The sequence below is a fragment of the Sporanaerobacter sp. genome, assembly GCF_047830725.1.
Lineage (GTDB): Bacteria > Bacillota > Clostridia > Tissierellales > Sporanaerobacteraceae > Sporanaerobacter.
The window spans coordinates 1,068,939-1,084,284 of the sequence record NZ_CP181252.1; the positions used below are offsets into that span (position 1 = coordinate 1,068,939).

Genomic DNA, 15,346 nt, shown 5'->3' on the forward strand with positions numbered 1-15,346 from the left:
TTCTTATGTTAGTAAAATATATAGATAGTTATGTAACTGTATCAGAAGCAGATAGTTATTTTTCTAATACTTTAAATACAGACATTTGGGATAACACAGATACAACTACAAAAGAAAAGGCACTTAAAATGGCTACAAGACAAATAGATAGATTACAGTATGCAGGTAGAAAATTAGATTTATATCAAGAGTTACAATTTCCACGAACAACAACAAATTTACCTTTTAGCGATGGAATACCAAATGCGATTATATACGCAACATGTGAACAAGCATTATACTTGCTTAAAGGTGGAAGTAAACGACAAGAATTACAGAAGCAAGGAGTAAAAAGTTATAGTTTAGGAGACTTAAGCGAAACTTTTTCAGACAATTTGTCCGATACACAAAAAACTATCTGTCCAGAGGCTTTATATTACTTGCGTAGATACATGATAGGAAGTGTTGCGATATGTTAGATGAATATACAAATCAAGATATAAAAATTAAACAAATAATTGGTAAAGATGAATACGGCGATATACAAACAGAAATAAAAACTATAAAAGGAAGATTGCAATTTAAAAATAAAATAGTAGCAAATGCAGAAGGACAACAAGTCACAAGTTCGGCAACTTTATATACAAAAGAAAACTTGAAATTAACAGATTACATTGTATATAACAATAAAGAATTCAAGATAATTGCTATATCAGAAATAGTTGGATTGGACGGCAATATAGAATTCAGGGAGGTGTATGTATAATGGGAATTAAATTAGAAGGCTTTGTAGAACTTACAAATAAATTAAATAAAAGTATTTCTGAGGTTTTTGATACAGTGGAAGATGCACTTTTGGATTGTGGAAATGATTTACAGCAAGAAGCCCAGGATTTAACACCTGTTGATACGGGAGCATTACGAGGCTCGGCTTTTACCGAGACTGAAAGTGGAAGTAATCCTTCTGTAATTGTAGGTTTTGATGAGGAATACGCAATATACGTTCATGAGAACTTAGAAGCACATCATCCTGTCGGACAGGCAAAATTCCTTGAACAACCGTTAAATGAAAATAAGGATAAATATGTAGATTATATTGGTAAGAAAGTGGATGATTTATTAAATAAATAAGGGGGTGCTGACAAATGAATATAGCAAAAGATATTAGCACTCTATTACAAAGTATAACAAATAATATTTATATTGATGAAATGCAAGATGATGGAACTGATAACTGTATAACTGTCTATCATTCAGGCGGTAATAAACCACAGTATTTTTTTGGTGGAACAAAACAAATAGAAAATCCTTCTATTCAGGTTAGGGTTAGACATCAAAATCGAAAAGACGCATTGAATTGGTGTTATAAAGTTAAAGATATTTTAGATGGTAAAAGTAATTTTACTATTAATAATAACAATTATATTTTAGTTACTCTTTCGTCTGACATCCTTAATATGGGAAGAGACAATCAAGGAAGAGTACACTATTCTTTAAACTTTAATATACAAGTTACAAGAAATAATTAAAGGGGGTATGCAATATGACAGCACGAGCAGGCCATGAAAATAGAGTATATATACTTGTAGGTGATACACCTATGGATGGCTTAACTGGAGCATTAATAAGTGGAGTAAATAGTATAACTTATGAAGATTTAGTAGAAGCATTAGATGTAACATGTTTTGGAGATTTATCCAAAAAAAGAATTTTTGGGCTAGGAGACGTAAGTTTTTCTCTTGAAGGTAAATATATCCCAGACGATGCAGATGGGCAAAAAAAATTAAGAGCAAGAACATATGCTTACATTGGAATATATCCAGAAGGAGAAGAAAAAGAAGGTGTCCAATTTCCCGTTTTGATTACAAAATTTTCACTAAAAGCAGATGCGTCTGGCACACAAGATATTTCAGTTGGCTTTGAGGGAAACGGAGAACCTATTACACTTCCAGTAAGAGCAATATAAGGGGGTGGGCATTATGACAGCACGAGCAGGCAATGAAGTAGATGTAAAAATAAGTGGAGATGCCGTAGTAGCAACAGGATTAAGTACTATAACAAGTGATAATAAAACTTATCAAATCGAAGATACTTTAAAACAAGTAATTAAAGAAAATACACCAATTACAATATATGATAATAGTGTTATAACAAGCGAAAAATATACAATAGATAGATTAAATGGAAAAATCGAATTTGAAACTATTGATGCGACAAGAATTATAACTATAGATTGCACATATTTACCATTGATGACAGTAGCAGAAGCACATACGGCTGATTTTAACGATGAGGTTGAAACGCTTGATGCTACTACTTTCAAGTGTAATTGTAGAAAAAGAATATTTGGATTACAATATGCCTACGGAACACTTAGTCATTTTAATATTTTAGACAATTCATTGAGAAATGCTTTATTAAAAAGAAATATGGTTGTATTAGAAATTAAATTTACTGAAATTGATGAACCAGTTCGAATGTATGCAATGTTAGAAAAAAATGAGTTAAAGTTAGCGGTAGATTCTATACAAGATACAACAGTTTCATTTATTTCATCAGGTAAATTTTATCATTAATAATATTTTTATAAAAGGAGTGATGTTATATGGCACTATTGTCAAGAAGTCAAATTTTAGAGGCACAAGATATTAAAACAAAAAAAATTAATGTTCCCGAGTGGGGCGGAGAAATAATGATAAAACAGTTAAGTGCAAAAGAAAATGACGATATAGTTATGAATATGGTAAATGTTAAAAAAATGGCTGCAAAGCAACTTTCTAAAAAATCGAACGAAAATTACGAAGAAGCAGTCAATGAAGTTGCAATTAAGAATCAAAAAATAATGATGATTGTAAAATCTGTTGTTGACGAAAATATGAAACAATTGTTTACTGAAGCAGATATTGAATTGCTTGCTACAAAGAATACAAGTGTAATAGAAAAAGTATATGCAGAAATTGTAGAGTTTAACGATTCTGTATTGGAAGACAATAAAAAAAACTAAAGTTAAATTCAAATAGATTTTTTGCTTATTCTCTCGCGGAAAAATTAGGTTACGCTAATGTAGATTTAATGTTGACAGAAATAACATGGGGACAATTAAGTGAATGGAATGCATATTTTTATATAAAAGAAGAAATAGAAGAAGAAGCAGAAAAAGATTATAAAAGGAAAATGGAAGAAGAACAAAAAAAACAAAGGAATATGAGTGCGGCTAAACAAGGGAGATGGTAAAAGTACCATTTCCTTTTTTTATTAAAAAAATTGAAATTGCTATCTATCTTTTATTAAAATGCATTCTATATATGTAAACATAAGGGGGTGTAAAAGATGGCACAAGTGGCTAGTTTAACAGCACGTCTTCAGGCAGATATAAGTAATTATGAGACTAATATGAAAAAATCAATATCTATTCTTCAAAATGTTAAAAAGAATTTTAATTCTTTATCTAATACATTTTCTTCAATCGGTAAAAAGATGGGTGATTTTGGTAATAAAATGGAAGATATAAGTAAAAAGGCAGAAAGAGCAAGTAAAAGTATGAACAATATAGGAAAAGGCATGAGCAAATATGTAACAGCACCAATTATGGCAGGAGTCGGAGCAGGGTTAAAATTTAATAGCACAATGGAAGACGCTATGGTAAATTTTACAACTATGTTAGGAAGTGCAGAAAAGGCACAAAGCATGGTGTCAGATTTACAAAATATGGCAAATAAAACTCCATTCGGAATGGGTGATTTACAAAATGGTGCGCAGACATTACTTTCTTTTGGTGCTTCTGCTGAGAGTATAATGCCTACATTAAAAACGTTAGGAGATATAAGTTTAGGTAATAAAGATAAATTTAATAGTTTAACATTAGCATTTGCACAAATGCAATCGACAGGAAAATTAACAGGACAAGATTTAATGCAAATGATAAACGCAGGTTTTAACCCATTACAAGAAATCAGTAAAAAAACTGGAAAATCTATCGGAGAATTAAAAGACATAATGAGTAAAGGTGGAATAAGTTCTGACATGGTAACAGCAGCCTTTAAGTCGGCAACTGAAGAGGGAGGAAGATTTTTTAATGGTATGGAAAATGCGTCAAAGACATTTAGAGGTAGATTATCAACTTTAAAAGATGCTGTTATGGAGTTGGCAGGAGAGTTTGCAAAACCGATATTTGATGTATTAAAAGATAAATTAGCAAGTCTTACAGAAAAAATTAACAATGTAATTGAATGGTTTAAAAATCTTGACGAAGGAACAAAAAAACACATTGCAACATTTGCCCTTATTGTAGCGGCCGTTGGACCAGTTCTCCTTATTGGAAGTAAATTGGTAAGTGCATTTTCTAAACTACCAGGAGTATTAAATATGGTAAAAACAGGATTCGGAGGATTATCTAAAGTATTTTCTATTGTAGCAGCCCATCCAATTGTTGCGGTAATACTTGCTATTGTTGGTGTTTTAATTTATTTATATTTCACAAACGAAAAAGTAAGAAATGCAATACAAAATGCTTGGGAAGGATTAAAATCATTTTTTAGCGGTTTGGCTCAATTTTTTAAAACATTTTTTGATTATTTAGTACAAATTTTTAAAGCGTATGTAGAAGCAAACATAGGATTTTTACAAAACGCTTGGGATTCTATTGTTGTTGTTGTATCGGCTATATTCGATATTTTCGCTGAGTTATTTGGATTTTTAGGTGCCTTACTAACAGGTGACTGGGATGCAATGTGGGAACACGCTAAAAACATTATAAAAACAGCGGCAGGAGCAATTATAGTTGTTGCAATAAATCTAATAGACAGTATGTTAATAGGATTTCAAAAATTAAGTGAAATTTTATTAGATAAAGTATTTGCAGGAATTGCAAAAGGATTTAAAAATATGGTAAATGGACTTCTTAAAGGTTGGAATTGGTTAGCAGATAAATTTGGATGGAAACAAGTAGGCTTACTACAGTTAGATATAGAAGCAAATACACCATCAAAAGCAATCAAAAAAACTCGAGATGAATTAAATAAAATTGCAGATTACTGGAGAGGTGGAAAAAAAGCAGAACTACCTTTTTCATTTGGAAAAAATAAAAATAAACCAGAAAAGCCGAAAGTTCCAAAGCCAGATATGCCAGATTTTGATAATTTCGACTGGTTAAATGCAACATTTGATAATGTTAATGAAACAGCAGAAAAAGCAAAAGACGGTGTAGATAAACTTGCAGATAGTGTTAAAGGATTAGTAGAATCTATAAGACAACAGACACAAAGTTTTAAAGATTCTCTAAGTTTGTTTGATACTTTTGAAAGAAAAGTAGTTTCACCTGAACGACTTATGAACCGCATGAAAGCACAAGTAAAAGCAATGCGACAGTGGACATCTTCTCTTGCAACTTTAAGCAATAAAGGTGTAAATGAGACATTTTTAAATGAATTAAGAGCAATGGGGCCGCAAAATGTGGACTATATAAGAGCATTAGCACAAATGAGCGATAGCCAATTGGCACAATATCAACAGTTATATGGGCAGAAATATAATGTAGCACAAAAAGAAGCAGAAAAAATGGTAACTACACAACAAAGAATAGATAAGTATGTAGAGCAAGAAATTGTTTTACAAATAACTGGAAATAAAATAAGTAGCGATGATGATGTAGATAGAATTGCGAAAGAAATTGTAAGAAAGTTAAAAATGAAGGGGGTGTAATTTCATGAAATATAATAGTTTTTCTTTAAAAATTGAGGGGCAAGAAGTATCTACATTTATAAAGGATGGAAGTTTTAGACTTACTCTTGACGCAAACTATAATAATACATGTGATTTTACACTTACCCGTGCAATAGATAGCAATATAGAGGGGTTTGCCCCTCCTGTCTTAGGACAGGACGTAGAAATTACAGTAATTTACAATAATATAACTATTATAAAAAGTATTGGAATAATAACTAGAATAAATAAGCGAAAAATTGAAGCAGGACTAGGAATAGATAAAAAGTTGGAGTTTAATATAACATGTAGTGCTTATAATACTATTCCAAGCCGTAGAGTAGTTGCAACAGAAAAAGTATACGACAATGTGTATGCAGGGGATATTGTAAAAGAATTATTAACAGAATATTTAGTTGCAGAAGGTATTTCAGCAGAAATTGATTATATTGATAACGGGCTACAATTATTAGAATACGATATTTTTGCAAATACAAAAACAGTCGCAGAAGTATTAGATGATTTAGCAAGTCAAAGTCATTACATTTGGTATATCGATTATAATAAAAAATTAGTTTTTAAAAATACTTACGCAGAAACAATTATGTATAGAAAAAATTTAATTACAGAAACAACAGATATAGAATTTTTAGAAGCAGAAATAGAAGAAACTACAGATGATTACAGAAATCGACAAATTGTAGTTGGCGGGCTCGGTGATGACGGATATATAGTTCAATCAATTAAAGAAGATATAGAAGAAATATCAAAAATGAAAACACAAACTGGTGGAACTGGTATTTGGGAAGTAATAGAAAATGCAACAGATATAGATTTACAAGAAAAAGCAGATGCAAAAGCGGAATTTTTATTAAATAAATACGGAAAAATAAAAACAGAAATGACAGTTACAATTTTATATCCTGTAAAACCAGGTGGTTTAATTAGTGTAAATTTACCAACATTAGGAATTGATTATAATAGATATTTCGTAGAAACAGTTAATATATCTGATTTTGCTCCAGATGAGTTGTTATTTGAATTAAAATTAGTTCATAAAAAAATATTTGAGGAAGAAGATTTACCGATTATTTTAGATACTGAAGATGAATTTACTGATTACTTTAAAGAAAAATTCGGAAAAATAGAGAATTTAACTAATCAAAAAGTTACGGAAGAGTTTCAAAAAATAGATAGTTCGATAGTAAATGTAGTTATTAGTGATGGTGGAATGGTAATAATTCGTAGAGATGGTAGTCAAACAAGTTTATCTTTTACTAAAGATGGTGAAAACAGAATTACCAACATTACAAATAATAATAATGGAAAATCCATCGGTATCGGATGGAGTGAATAATAAAGGGGGTATGTATTATGTCAGTTGATGTTTATTCTTATACCGTTGCAAAAGGAACTGAACCTAATGTAGCAGCACAAAATTGTATAAGTTTTTTAAATGCAAGGATAGATAGTGCTATAGTAACAAATAAAGCAAGTGGTATTCCTTCATGGGTTGTTACTGGACAAGATGCTTATGACAACGGAACTATTCTTGGTTCATTACATTTTAGTTTTAACGGTACAGATTTTTGTATCGCTGCTTTTGAAGAAAGTGTAACACGAACATGGATGTATATATACGCACAAAATGAAAGAGGAAAAGTATGGGATAGAATGCATTCATTTAGCAAAGATGATAGTTATGATATAATTTATAATTTTTTAATTGGACAGAATCAAGATTATTTTTTATTTCATAATTTAAAACAAAACAACGGAACATATTTAGTTATTCGAATAGATACACCAACGTCATCAAGCGATACAGATACTTTTGTTTCAATAATTGATGGTTTAATTTCATATAATAAAAGTTTTGATGTAGAAAATATAACTAACACTCAAGTTTATTTACTATCTAACGCAGGAAGTACTGAGCAATTATACGATAGTAATTTTAAACAAAATTATTATAATAATAAAATTCCAGTTTATAATATATACGCATTTACAAAAACACAAGGTATACGTGGAAAAATATCAAATTTAATAACATTAACAAATTCAATAGGCACAGAGATAGGAACATTTTATTCTGTTAATGGAATAGTTTACGTTGGTTTAGGAGATTTAGGAAAAATAATTAATTCCTACTGGAAAGGTATATTATTGCGTGTCTACTAGAAGAGAGGTGATGCTTTATGGCTATTAATTTAGGTGATTGTTATAAAATTACAGAAGAAGTACAATATAAAGAAACACTATATATTGAACTTGCAAATATTGAAAAAGTAAATAAAGAAGATTTAAAATATGGAAATCTTTATACATTGCAAGAAGTATCTAAAGAGTATTTTTTCCCTGTAAATAAAGAAATGCTTTACGCAGATAGAATTTTAAAACATTTTAATGGTTATTTTGTAACACAAGATAATAAAGGCTTCGAAAATGGATTAATAGTCGGAATGATGCTTTCGAATAGCGGTATTATATAAAAACTTAATCTTATACCCTTACTTTAACTAGTAAGGGTATTTTTTTATGTAAATTTAAATTAAAGTTGAAACCGCATTTTATCTTTATTTACAATGCTTATATGTAAATTTATAGCCGTTTATCAAAAGGGGGGATTTCTATGGAACAAATTATTTTAGCAGGGCTAAAGGAATCTGTCTATTTAGCATTATCACTATTTTTAATATTTTGGATTCTAAAAGAGAATCAGAAAAGAGAAAAAGAAATGAGAGAAGATATAAATCAGAGAGAGCAAGAGTTTAAAAAATTGCTTGGAGAAACAAACCAAATGATTGCAAAAAATCAAGAAATAATAAAGGAGTTAACGGAAAAGTTAGAAATTGTAAATTCTATCAAAAATGATGTTCAAGAAATTAAAATCAATATTAATTCAAAAAATAAGGGGGTGTAATTAATGGATAACTTAACCAATTTTGTCCAATTTGAACAGTTATTAGAGTATGCCACTTTTGTCCCAATGCTAGTATTACTTGTCCAGTTGATTAAGGCTCCAATAGATAAAATATCGCAAAAAATCTTTAAAACCACTTTCCACACTATGTATCTCGTATTTTTCTTATGCTTCATTCTTCGCTTATCAATTCTTATTTTAGACGGTTCAAATATCACGGGACAACTGATTATGACTACTTTTGCAAACAGTGTATTTATAAGCACAAGTGGAATCGGGCTTTACTCAATTATAAAAAATGATACACAAAAATAATTATTTAAGGGGGTGTAATCTATGAAAATTCGGAAGTTACTTATAAATAAAAATTATACAAAAGACAAAACAATAACCCCTCGTTACATTGTAATCCATTATACGGCAAATCCTTCTGCTACTGCGTATAATCATTACGTGTATTTAAATAGAGATTACGCAGGTGCAAGTGCCCATTATTTTGTAGACACAAAAGAAATCATTCAACTTTTAGAGGATAATTGGTATGGTTGGCACACTGGAGCAAAATCTTATAAACATCCATATTGCCGTAATAGTAATAGTATTGGTATAGAAATGTGTATAGAAAAAGACTGGACTTTAACGGATACAGTTGTAAATAAAACTATAGAACTAACAAAAATGCTTATGAAAAAACATAATATACCAATTCAAAATGTTTTACGCCATTACGATGTAACAGGTAAAAATTGCCCTGCTCCATTCGTTCAGAATCCATCAAAATGGGAAAATTTTAAAGCAAAATTAGTAGATACAATAGATATACAAAAGGTAAATAAAAAAATGCAAGTAACTGCTACAGCACTTAATGTTAGAACAACTCCAATTCACGGGGCTGTTTTAGGAACTTTAAAAAATGGAGAAATAATTAATGTAACAGGTATTATTAACAATTGGTATCAATTTACTTATAAAAATCAAGTCGCTTATTGTTCTGGTATATATCTAAAAGAATATATAGAATCAAAACCAACTATATTATATAGAGTTCAAGTGGGAGCATACAGTGTATATACAAATGCAAAAAATATGGAAGATAGACTTAAAAAAGATGGTTACAACACATTTATAACTACTGCAACCGTAAACGGTAATAAATTGTATAGAGTGCAGACAGGAGCGTTTAGCGTAAAGGATAATGCTATAAATCTTCAAAATAGGCTTAAAAAGGACGGATATAATTGTTTTATTACTACAAATTAATAAAATAAAAAGGCACCAGATAAAAAAACTGGTGCTTTTATTATGGGTGGACTTATAGATAGACTATACGCCCACTCTCAAAGATACATAATAAATATAACACATATAATAGTAAATTGCTATATAGTTAATTGTTTTCTTTTAATTCTTTTACAGTATTTTCTATCGTTTTAATCAATTTATTAAAATCATTTTTTGATAGTTTACGTAATTCTAATATATTATCATCATAATAATTGTCTAAAGAATTTATTTTTTTATAATCTAAATAATCCATTAATATCAACCCCCTTAGTGCTGATATTAAATAGAATCATTTTTATTGTTGTCAAGTTTTTTTTCTAAAAAACTCGTGATTAGCAAGTATTTCTTTCAGAAATACTCGTGAAAGCAAGTTTTTCTTACAGAAAAAAGAGTAGTAAAAAGTACTACTCTTAAGAATATGATTTTAATTCTTTTATTAATTTTAAAGTTTCTTCTGTTGTAATTTCTAAATTATTCTTTGTGTAAGTATAAATTAATTCTTTCATTTTTTTAGCGTTTTTGATTTTAAAGCAAGAGAATCCGTAGTTAAAATTTGCAGCAGCGGCTCCTATTCCAAGATAATAATTTAAAGAGCCATTTTCTTTGTATATTATTATATCTCCAGAGTTTACCTGTTTTCTTACAGTAAAGAAATATTCTTCTATATCCCAGATTTTATGTTTGTTTTTATTTTTAGTATAGTCTGTAATGTGTCCAAGAAAATAATAAAAATCTTTTTTGTTATTGTTATCAAAATCCCTGTTTTCTAAATTATCTACTACATTTGCCACAAATTCTTTGTCTCTTTCCATATATTCTTTTGTCCAAACATTATAATTAATATCATTTATATATAATGTTTTATAAATTTTTAAGTTTTCTAAAATAGCCTTATAATCCTCTTGTGTTGCAGGTTTAAGAAAAACACTCTCTAAATCTTTTATATTTGTAATTTCTATCATAAAACCATCTCCCCTTTTTGAATTTTAAGTATTCTAATAATTTATACTGTTAAAAGTCAAGTATTTTTTAGAAAAATTTTAACTTCATTATTTTTAGCATAACACATGTTTTAATATAGTTTTGCTATCTTATATAAGTATCTATATAAAGTCCCATTTGAGTTTACACCCTGTAAACATTACACTTTACACTTATTTAAATTATTATATATCCATAACTCTCTAACTTTTAATTATATAAAAATTTTATATCTTTTTTAGAAAAAAACTTGACATCATTAAAAGTCTTTATATAATATGCACACTAACAAAAGAGAGATGGGAGACACAATAGGATAATTAAATAATTACGAAAATATTTAAACTATGTAGAATTAAATATAAACGGCTAATATTAAGTCCTCCCCCGAAAGGGAGATGATACTATGTTAGCAAAAGAATTTCAATTAACTAATACAGACACATATTTAGATGATTTAGACGCTTTTTTAGCAAATCCATTAAATTATAAATTTACAATTCATAAAAGTAACGAATTAGGCAATATTGTAAAAGAATTACACAGAGATTCGGAAGGCTATATCGCAAGTTGTTATAAAGAAGATGAAAGATTAAAACAAAAATTTTATAAAATAGACGAATTTGATTGTGAAACAGAAAATGCGTTTTTCTCTGTAAATACTTTTTATACAAAATGGAGAAATGTAAAATGCGTATCTGAATACACTTGTTTATTTAGTGATATAGATTTTTATAATACTGGATTAACAGCACAACAGATATTATGGCTATTAGAAGAAGATGTCTTTGGTAAAATAATTCCTTATCCAACTTGGCTTGTTAGTAGTGGAAATGGGTTTTACTATATTTTAAAATTTAGCAAAAATATAAAAGTTAGAACAGAAGATAAAATAAATTTTGATTTAAAGAGAAAATGGGAGACTTGCATGAAATTTATTTACGATACGCTTAAAGATTACGGAGCAGACAAAGGGGCTATGGATTCTGCAAGGGTTTTGAGAATAGATGGAACTTATAATACAAAAAACAATAAACATAAAAAGGTTGAAATTATTGAAAATTACGGTAATACAATTTATGATTTAGACGAATTTATAGAATTATGGCTTCCAGATAAATATATTCAAAAAGATAAACCCAAAACACTTCTAAAGGCTGAATATACAGTTGAGAAAATTCAAGTAGCAAAAGATAACGGTAAAAGATATGGTAAATCACTTAAAAAACTGAATTTAGAACGAATGAGGGATATAATGCGTTTAATTAATATGAGAAACGGAGATTGCACAGGAACAAGGAATTATATGTTGCTTTTATACACATATCACACATTACAGTCAAATGAAGGAAATTTAGAACAAGCCTTACAAGATACTGTTAGATTAAATAATTCGTTTAAAGAGCCAGAGAAAATTTCACAAGTAAATGCAATAGTTAGAACAGCCCACAAAGCATATTTGGAATGGCTTTCAGGAGGAAAAGTTTTAGTAAACGGTAAATGGTGTAGAAAGGGTTATAATTACACAAATGCAAATTTAATTGAGATACTTTGTATTACAGAAGAAGAACAGCGTAAATTAAAAACAATAAAATCTAAAAAACTTGTGCAAGAACAGAAGAATAAAAAAGAGAAGAGAAAAGAGAAGAAGAAAACGAAGATGGATTAACTAATAGAGAACAACAAAAACAAGATACAATAGCAAAAGTGATTAATTTAAAAGAGCAAGGTTTAAATAATACAGAAATCGCAAGACAACTTAGTTTAAGTAGACAGACAGTATCTAAATATGTTAATCAAAACAATTAATTTTTTATATCTAAAGTGTAAAGTGAAATGGGACTTTATATAGATAGTATATTACAACCATAACAAAACTTAAAAAGGAGTGATGTTTTATGAATACAAATCAAATCTTTATATATAAACCTCTTACAGATGAGGAAATTAAGAATTTTAAAGCAACACCTGGAAAATTTATTAATCATTTTAAAACACTTACGGAAAAGGAAGAATATTTAATTTCTTCTTCAATTTTAGATTTTTTATATTTTATGAATAGTAATTTAGAAGCATTTAAATATTATCTTGCTATGTTATATAAAAAATATAATAATGATACGATTTATGAATACTATTTAGAATATGTTATTAAAAGCCCAGAAATTAAAGATATTATAGACAATAAATTTGAAGTATTAGCAGACGGAAGAGAATATATTAATTATTATTATGCAGAACGAAAAAACGAGTATGGCGATAACATTAATCATATCTTTGCTATGCAAAAAATATTATTTAATAATATGGATTATAAAATTAAACACTATTTTGATAGATATAGTTTTATTAAAGAAGTAAAAGCAATTATAAAATACTGTTCTTATCATTATCTAAGTATAGAAAAGATACCAGAAAGTCATAAAATAAGAATAATTCGTAAAATAGAGACTACCATTTTCTTAAAAAATGCCCCAGAATCGATTTTAGAATCGTTTCTCTAAATAGAAGATATAAAAAGAGAAACTAATTAGAAACAAACTTAATCTATACTTTAAGTATAGAGAAATAGCCTTAAAACACTTTATATATAATAGAAACCATTTTTTCTAATTTAATTCTTTTAGAAACCGTTTTTACTTTTTTACTCTAATAGTAAATCTTTTAAAATATCTATTCAAAACTCTTTAAAAAATCTTATGTTATACTAATAATAGATAAGGAAATAAAAAAAGAGGTGTTTTAAAATGGAAAACAATATAATAAGTTTAAATAGATATAAAAATAATATAAAAGAAGAGACAAAACAAATAAAACAAAAGAAACAAAAGTATAAAAGTTATTTAGAATATAAAGAAAATGAAAAAGAAAAGATAGAATTTAATAAAAGCGAAATTGAATGTTTGTTAGATTTATTTAATACCCGTATAGAATTTTATAAAGAATTGTCTGAAGAAATATTTAAGGAAAATAATTTTGAGCGAGAAGAATTAAGATATTTTCAATATGCAGAATGGAGATTTTACAATGAAACAATAAATAATATAGACAAATTAAAGGGTGAACCGTATCATAAGTAGGGGCGACCTGTGGTCGCCAGTTTGAAAGACCACCATTATCAAATATAGGAGAAATTATTGATTTAGAAATAAATAAAATTAATTCTATTTATGAAAATGTTGAAATCAACAAATATGTTATTATGCCTAATCATATACATATGATTATTATATTATATAATGGAAACGGACGGTCAAAGACCGTCCCTACAATATCTTGTATTATCCAGCAATTTAAAGGTTCTATTTCTAAACAGACTGGCTTTTCATTATGGCAAAAATCATTCTATGACCATATAATCGGAAATGAACAAGAATACCAAGAAATATGGAATTACATAGAAACAAATCCATTGAAATGGGAAGATGATAAATATTATATTTAATGACGCATTCTTTTTATTATATGTAATAGATAATATGATATAATATATTGTATAGAATAATTTCAAAAAAGGTGATATCTATGAAGGATATAGAACAAATAATCAAGGAAGTAAGCGGAACTATGGCTATGGAAGGAATGCATTTGAAAGAAGAAGATAAAGAGAGAATTAGAATATGCTTATCCGATGAAGTAAGTTTTGAGGAAATGAAGAAAAGAATTATTGAAAAACATACTGTAAGGATATAGGTATGGCATTATGGGTAAGAATTATGATTATAGTTATGAATGGGATGTAAAGTATTGTTATCCAAATTCTTTTACATTAAGAAACAAATTTAATATTACGAATAGTGAAGAACTTAGTATAGCAGAAATGGAATATACATCCTTAACTATAGCAGAAATAAAGGAGAATCCAATTAAAGGAGATTTCAATTTAAAACATTTACAGGACATACACAAACATATCTTTAGGGATGTTTATGATTGGGCTGGAGAATTAAGAACTGTAAACATATCCAAGGGAAATCCATTTTGCAATTGTATGTATATTGAGGCAGAGGCAGAAAGAATATTTTCAGAATTAAAAAAGGAAAACTATTTAATAGGAGTCCCTAAATTAAATATATGTGGTAAACTTGCTTATTATTTAGGTGAAATAAATGTACTACATCCTTTTAGAGAAGGGAATGGTAGAGCCCAGAGAGTTATGATTGAATACTTAGCACAAGTTGCAGGCTATACTGTTGATTTTTCAAATATATCTAATGTAGAAATGATAGAAGCAAGTATTGATGCTTTTAATTGTGATTATGATAAAATGACAAGGATATTTGGGAAGATTACCAAGCCTATTACAAAAGAAGAACAGGAAGATTTTATAGAGAAAATAGCAACTAAAAATAGCCCAGTTATAAAAGTATATAATTCAATAACAGAAAACAAACCACTTGATTAATCCAAGTGGTTTTATAAATTAATAAAGATTATTATAAATTTTAATTAGATATATTTATTGTCAGGTATACC

23 protein-coding genes are annotated in these 15,346 nt (G+C 28.2%); 21 read left to right on the top strand and 2 right to left on the bottom strand.

Features of this window, described 5'->3' with window-relative positions:
* The first annotated feature begins 5 nt into the window (after nt 1-5).
* The 14 genes from ACFWUA_RS05245 (at nt 6) to ACFWUA_RS05310 (ending at nt 9,865) form a co-directional block, all read left to right on the top strand.
* The gene (locus ACFWUA_RS05245) at nt 6-458 is read left to right on the top strand and encodes a DnaT-like ssDNA-binding protein (protein WP_416199095.1); all 453 of its coding nucleotides are present in this window, start codon (nt 6-8) and stop codon (nt 456-458) included.
* Nucleotides 452-745: a hypothetical protein gene (locus ACFWUA_RS05250; RefSeq protein ID WP_416199096.1), complete on the top strand. Its 294-nt coding sequence runs from the start codon at nt 452-454 to the stop codon at nt 743-745. Before ACFWUA_RS05245 ends, ACFWUA_RS05250 begins: the two co-directional genes overlap by 7 nt.
* On the top strand, nt 745-1,110 hold the full coding sequence (locus ACFWUA_RS05255) for an HK97 gp10 family phage protein (protein WP_416199097.1): 366 nt from the start codon (nt 745-747) through the stop codon (nt 1,108-1,110). The genes ACFWUA_RS05250 and ACFWUA_RS05255 overlap by 1 nt, the downstream gene beginning before the upstream one ends.
* Before the next feature lie 14 nt (nt 1,111-1,124).
* Nucleotides 1,125-1,508 carry a minor capsid protein gene (locus tag ACFWUA_RS05260; protein ID WP_416199098.1) on the top strand — a complete coding sequence of 128 codons (384 nt, stop codon included), beginning with the start codon at nt 1,125-1,127 and terminating at the stop codon, nt 1,506-1,508.
* A gap of 14 nt (nt 1,509-1,522) precedes the next feature.
* Complete coding sequence (locus tag ACFWUA_RS05265) at nt 1,523-1,945, top strand: hypothetical protein (protein WP_416199099.1); 423 nt, start codon at nt 1,523-1,525, stop codon at nt 1,943-1,945.
* A gap of 13 nt (nt 1,946-1,958) precedes the next feature.
* A complete protein-coding gene (locus ACFWUA_RS05270) occupies nt 1,959-2,555 on the top strand; it encodes a hypothetical protein (protein ID WP_416199100.1) in 597 nt (198 codons plus the stop codon).
* Nucleotides 2,556-2,584: 29 nt separating this feature from the next.
* Nucleotides 2,585-2,983, top strand: coding sequence for a hypothetical protein (locus tag ACFWUA_RS05275; RefSeq protein WP_262428584.1), 399 nt, complete (start codon nt 2,585-2,587; stop codon nt 2,981-2,983).
* A gap of 71 nt (nt 2,984-3,054) precedes the next feature.
* Nucleotides 3,055-3,213, top strand: coding sequence for a hypothetical protein (locus tag ACFWUA_RS05280; protein WP_416199101.1), 159 nt, complete (start codon nt 3,055-3,057; stop codon nt 3,211-3,213).
* Between the two features lie 96 nt (nt 3,214-3,309).
* A complete protein-coding gene (locus ACFWUA_RS05285; protein WP_416199102.1) occupies nt 3,310-5,679 on the top strand; it encodes a tape measure protein in 2,370 nt (789 codons plus the stop codon).
* 4 nt (nt 5,680-5,683) lie between these two features.
* Nucleotides 5,684-7,036, top strand: a complete 1,353-nt coding sequence (locus ACFWUA_RS05290) for a hypothetical protein (protein WP_416199103.1) — start codon at nt 5,684-5,686, stop codon at nt 7,034-7,036.
* 17 nt (nt 7,037-7,053) lie between these two features.
* Nucleotides 7,054-7,863 (top strand): hypothetical protein, encoded by an 810-nt coding sequence (locus tag ACFWUA_RS05295; RefSeq protein WP_416199104.1) that lies wholly within the window; start codon nt 7,054-7,056, stop codon nt 7,861-7,863.
* Nucleotides 7,864-7,880: 17 nt separating this feature from the next.
* Nucleotides 7,881-8,174: a hypothetical protein gene (locus ACFWUA_RS05300; RefSeq protein WP_416199105.1), complete on the top strand. Its 294-nt coding sequence runs from the start codon at nt 7,881-7,883 to the stop codon at nt 8,172-8,174.
* A 140-nt stretch (nt 8,175-8,314) separates the two neighbouring features.
* Nucleotides 8,315-8,605 carry a BhlA/UviB family holin-like peptide gene (locus ACFWUA_RS05305; protein ID WP_416199106.1) on the top strand — a complete coding sequence of 97 codons (291 nt, stop codon included), beginning with the start codon at nt 8,315-8,317 and terminating at the stop codon, nt 8,603-8,605.
* A 336-nt stretch (nt 8,606-8,941) separates the two neighbouring features.
* The gene (locus tag ACFWUA_RS05310) at nt 8,942-9,865 is read left to right on the top strand and encodes an N-acetylmuramoyl-L-alanine amidase (protein ID WP_416199107.1); all 924 of its coding nucleotides are present in this window, start codon (nt 8,942-8,944) and stop codon (nt 9,863-9,865) included.
* A gap of 127 nt (nt 9,866-9,992) precedes the next feature.
* Here ACFWUA_RS05310 and ACFWUA_RS05315 read toward each other — a convergent pair whose 3' ends face one another.
* Together ACFWUA_RS05315 and ACFWUA_RS05320 are read right to left on the bottom strand one after the other, a co-directional pair.
* Complete coding sequence (locus ACFWUA_RS05315) at nt 9,993-10,142, bottom strand: hypothetical protein (protein ID WP_416199108.1); 150 nt, start codon at nt 10,140-10,142, stop codon at nt 9,993-9,995.
* Nucleotides 10,143-10,299: 157 nt separating this feature from the next.
* Nucleotides 10,300-10,851 (bottom strand): hypothetical protein, encoded by a 552-nt coding sequence (locus ACFWUA_RS05320; RefSeq protein WP_416199109.1) that lies wholly within the window; start codon nt 10,849-10,851, stop codon nt 10,300-10,302.
* 425 nt (nt 10,852-11,276) lie between these two features.
* Here ACFWUA_RS05320 and ACFWUA_RS05325 point away from each other — a divergent pair, with 425 nt between their 5' ends.
* The 7 genes from ACFWUA_RS05325 to ACFWUA_RS05355 all read left to right on the top strand — a co-directional run bounded on the left by ACFWUA_RS05325 (nt 11,277) and on the right by ACFWUA_RS05355 (nt 15,275).
* Entirely contained in the window at nt 11,277-12,539 is a 1,263-nt protein-coding gene (locus ACFWUA_RS05325) for a hypothetical protein (protein ID WP_416199110.1), read from the top strand.
* Between the two features lie 29 nt (nt 12,540-12,568).
* Complete coding sequence (locus ACFWUA_RS05330) at nt 12,569-12,679, top strand: LuxR C-terminal-related transcriptional regulator (RefSeq protein ID WP_416199177.1); 111 nt, start codon at nt 12,569-12,571, stop codon at nt 12,677-12,679.
* 89 nt (nt 12,680-12,768) lie between these two features.
* Complete coding sequence (locus ACFWUA_RS05335; RefSeq protein ID WP_416199111.1) at nt 12,769-13,374, top strand: hypothetical protein; 606 nt, start codon at nt 12,769-12,771, stop codon at nt 13,372-13,374.
* A gap of 243 nt (nt 13,375-13,617) precedes the next feature.
* Nucleotides 13,618-13,950: a hypothetical protein gene (locus tag ACFWUA_RS05340; RefSeq protein ID WP_416199112.1), complete on the top strand. Its 333-nt coding sequence runs from the start codon at nt 13,618-13,620 to the stop codon at nt 13,948-13,950.
* 104 nt (nt 13,951-14,054) lie between these two features.
* Nucleotides 14,055-14,315: a transposase gene (locus ACFWUA_RS05345; protein ID WP_416199178.1), complete on the top strand. Its 261-nt coding sequence runs from the start codon at nt 14,055-14,057 to the stop codon at nt 14,313-14,315.
* An 80-nt stretch (nt 14,316-14,395) separates the two neighbouring features.
* Entirely contained in the window at nt 14,396-14,563 is a 168-nt protein-coding gene (locus ACFWUA_RS05350) for a hypothetical protein (RefSeq protein WP_416199113.1), read from the top strand.
* A gap of 10 nt (nt 14,564-14,573) precedes the next feature.
* Nucleotides 14,574-15,275, top strand: a complete 702-nt coding sequence (locus ACFWUA_RS05355) for a Fic/DOC family protein (RefSeq protein ID WP_416199114.1) — start codon at nt 14,574-14,576, stop codon at nt 15,273-15,275.
* Nucleotides 15,276-15,346: the final 71 nt, after the last annotated feature.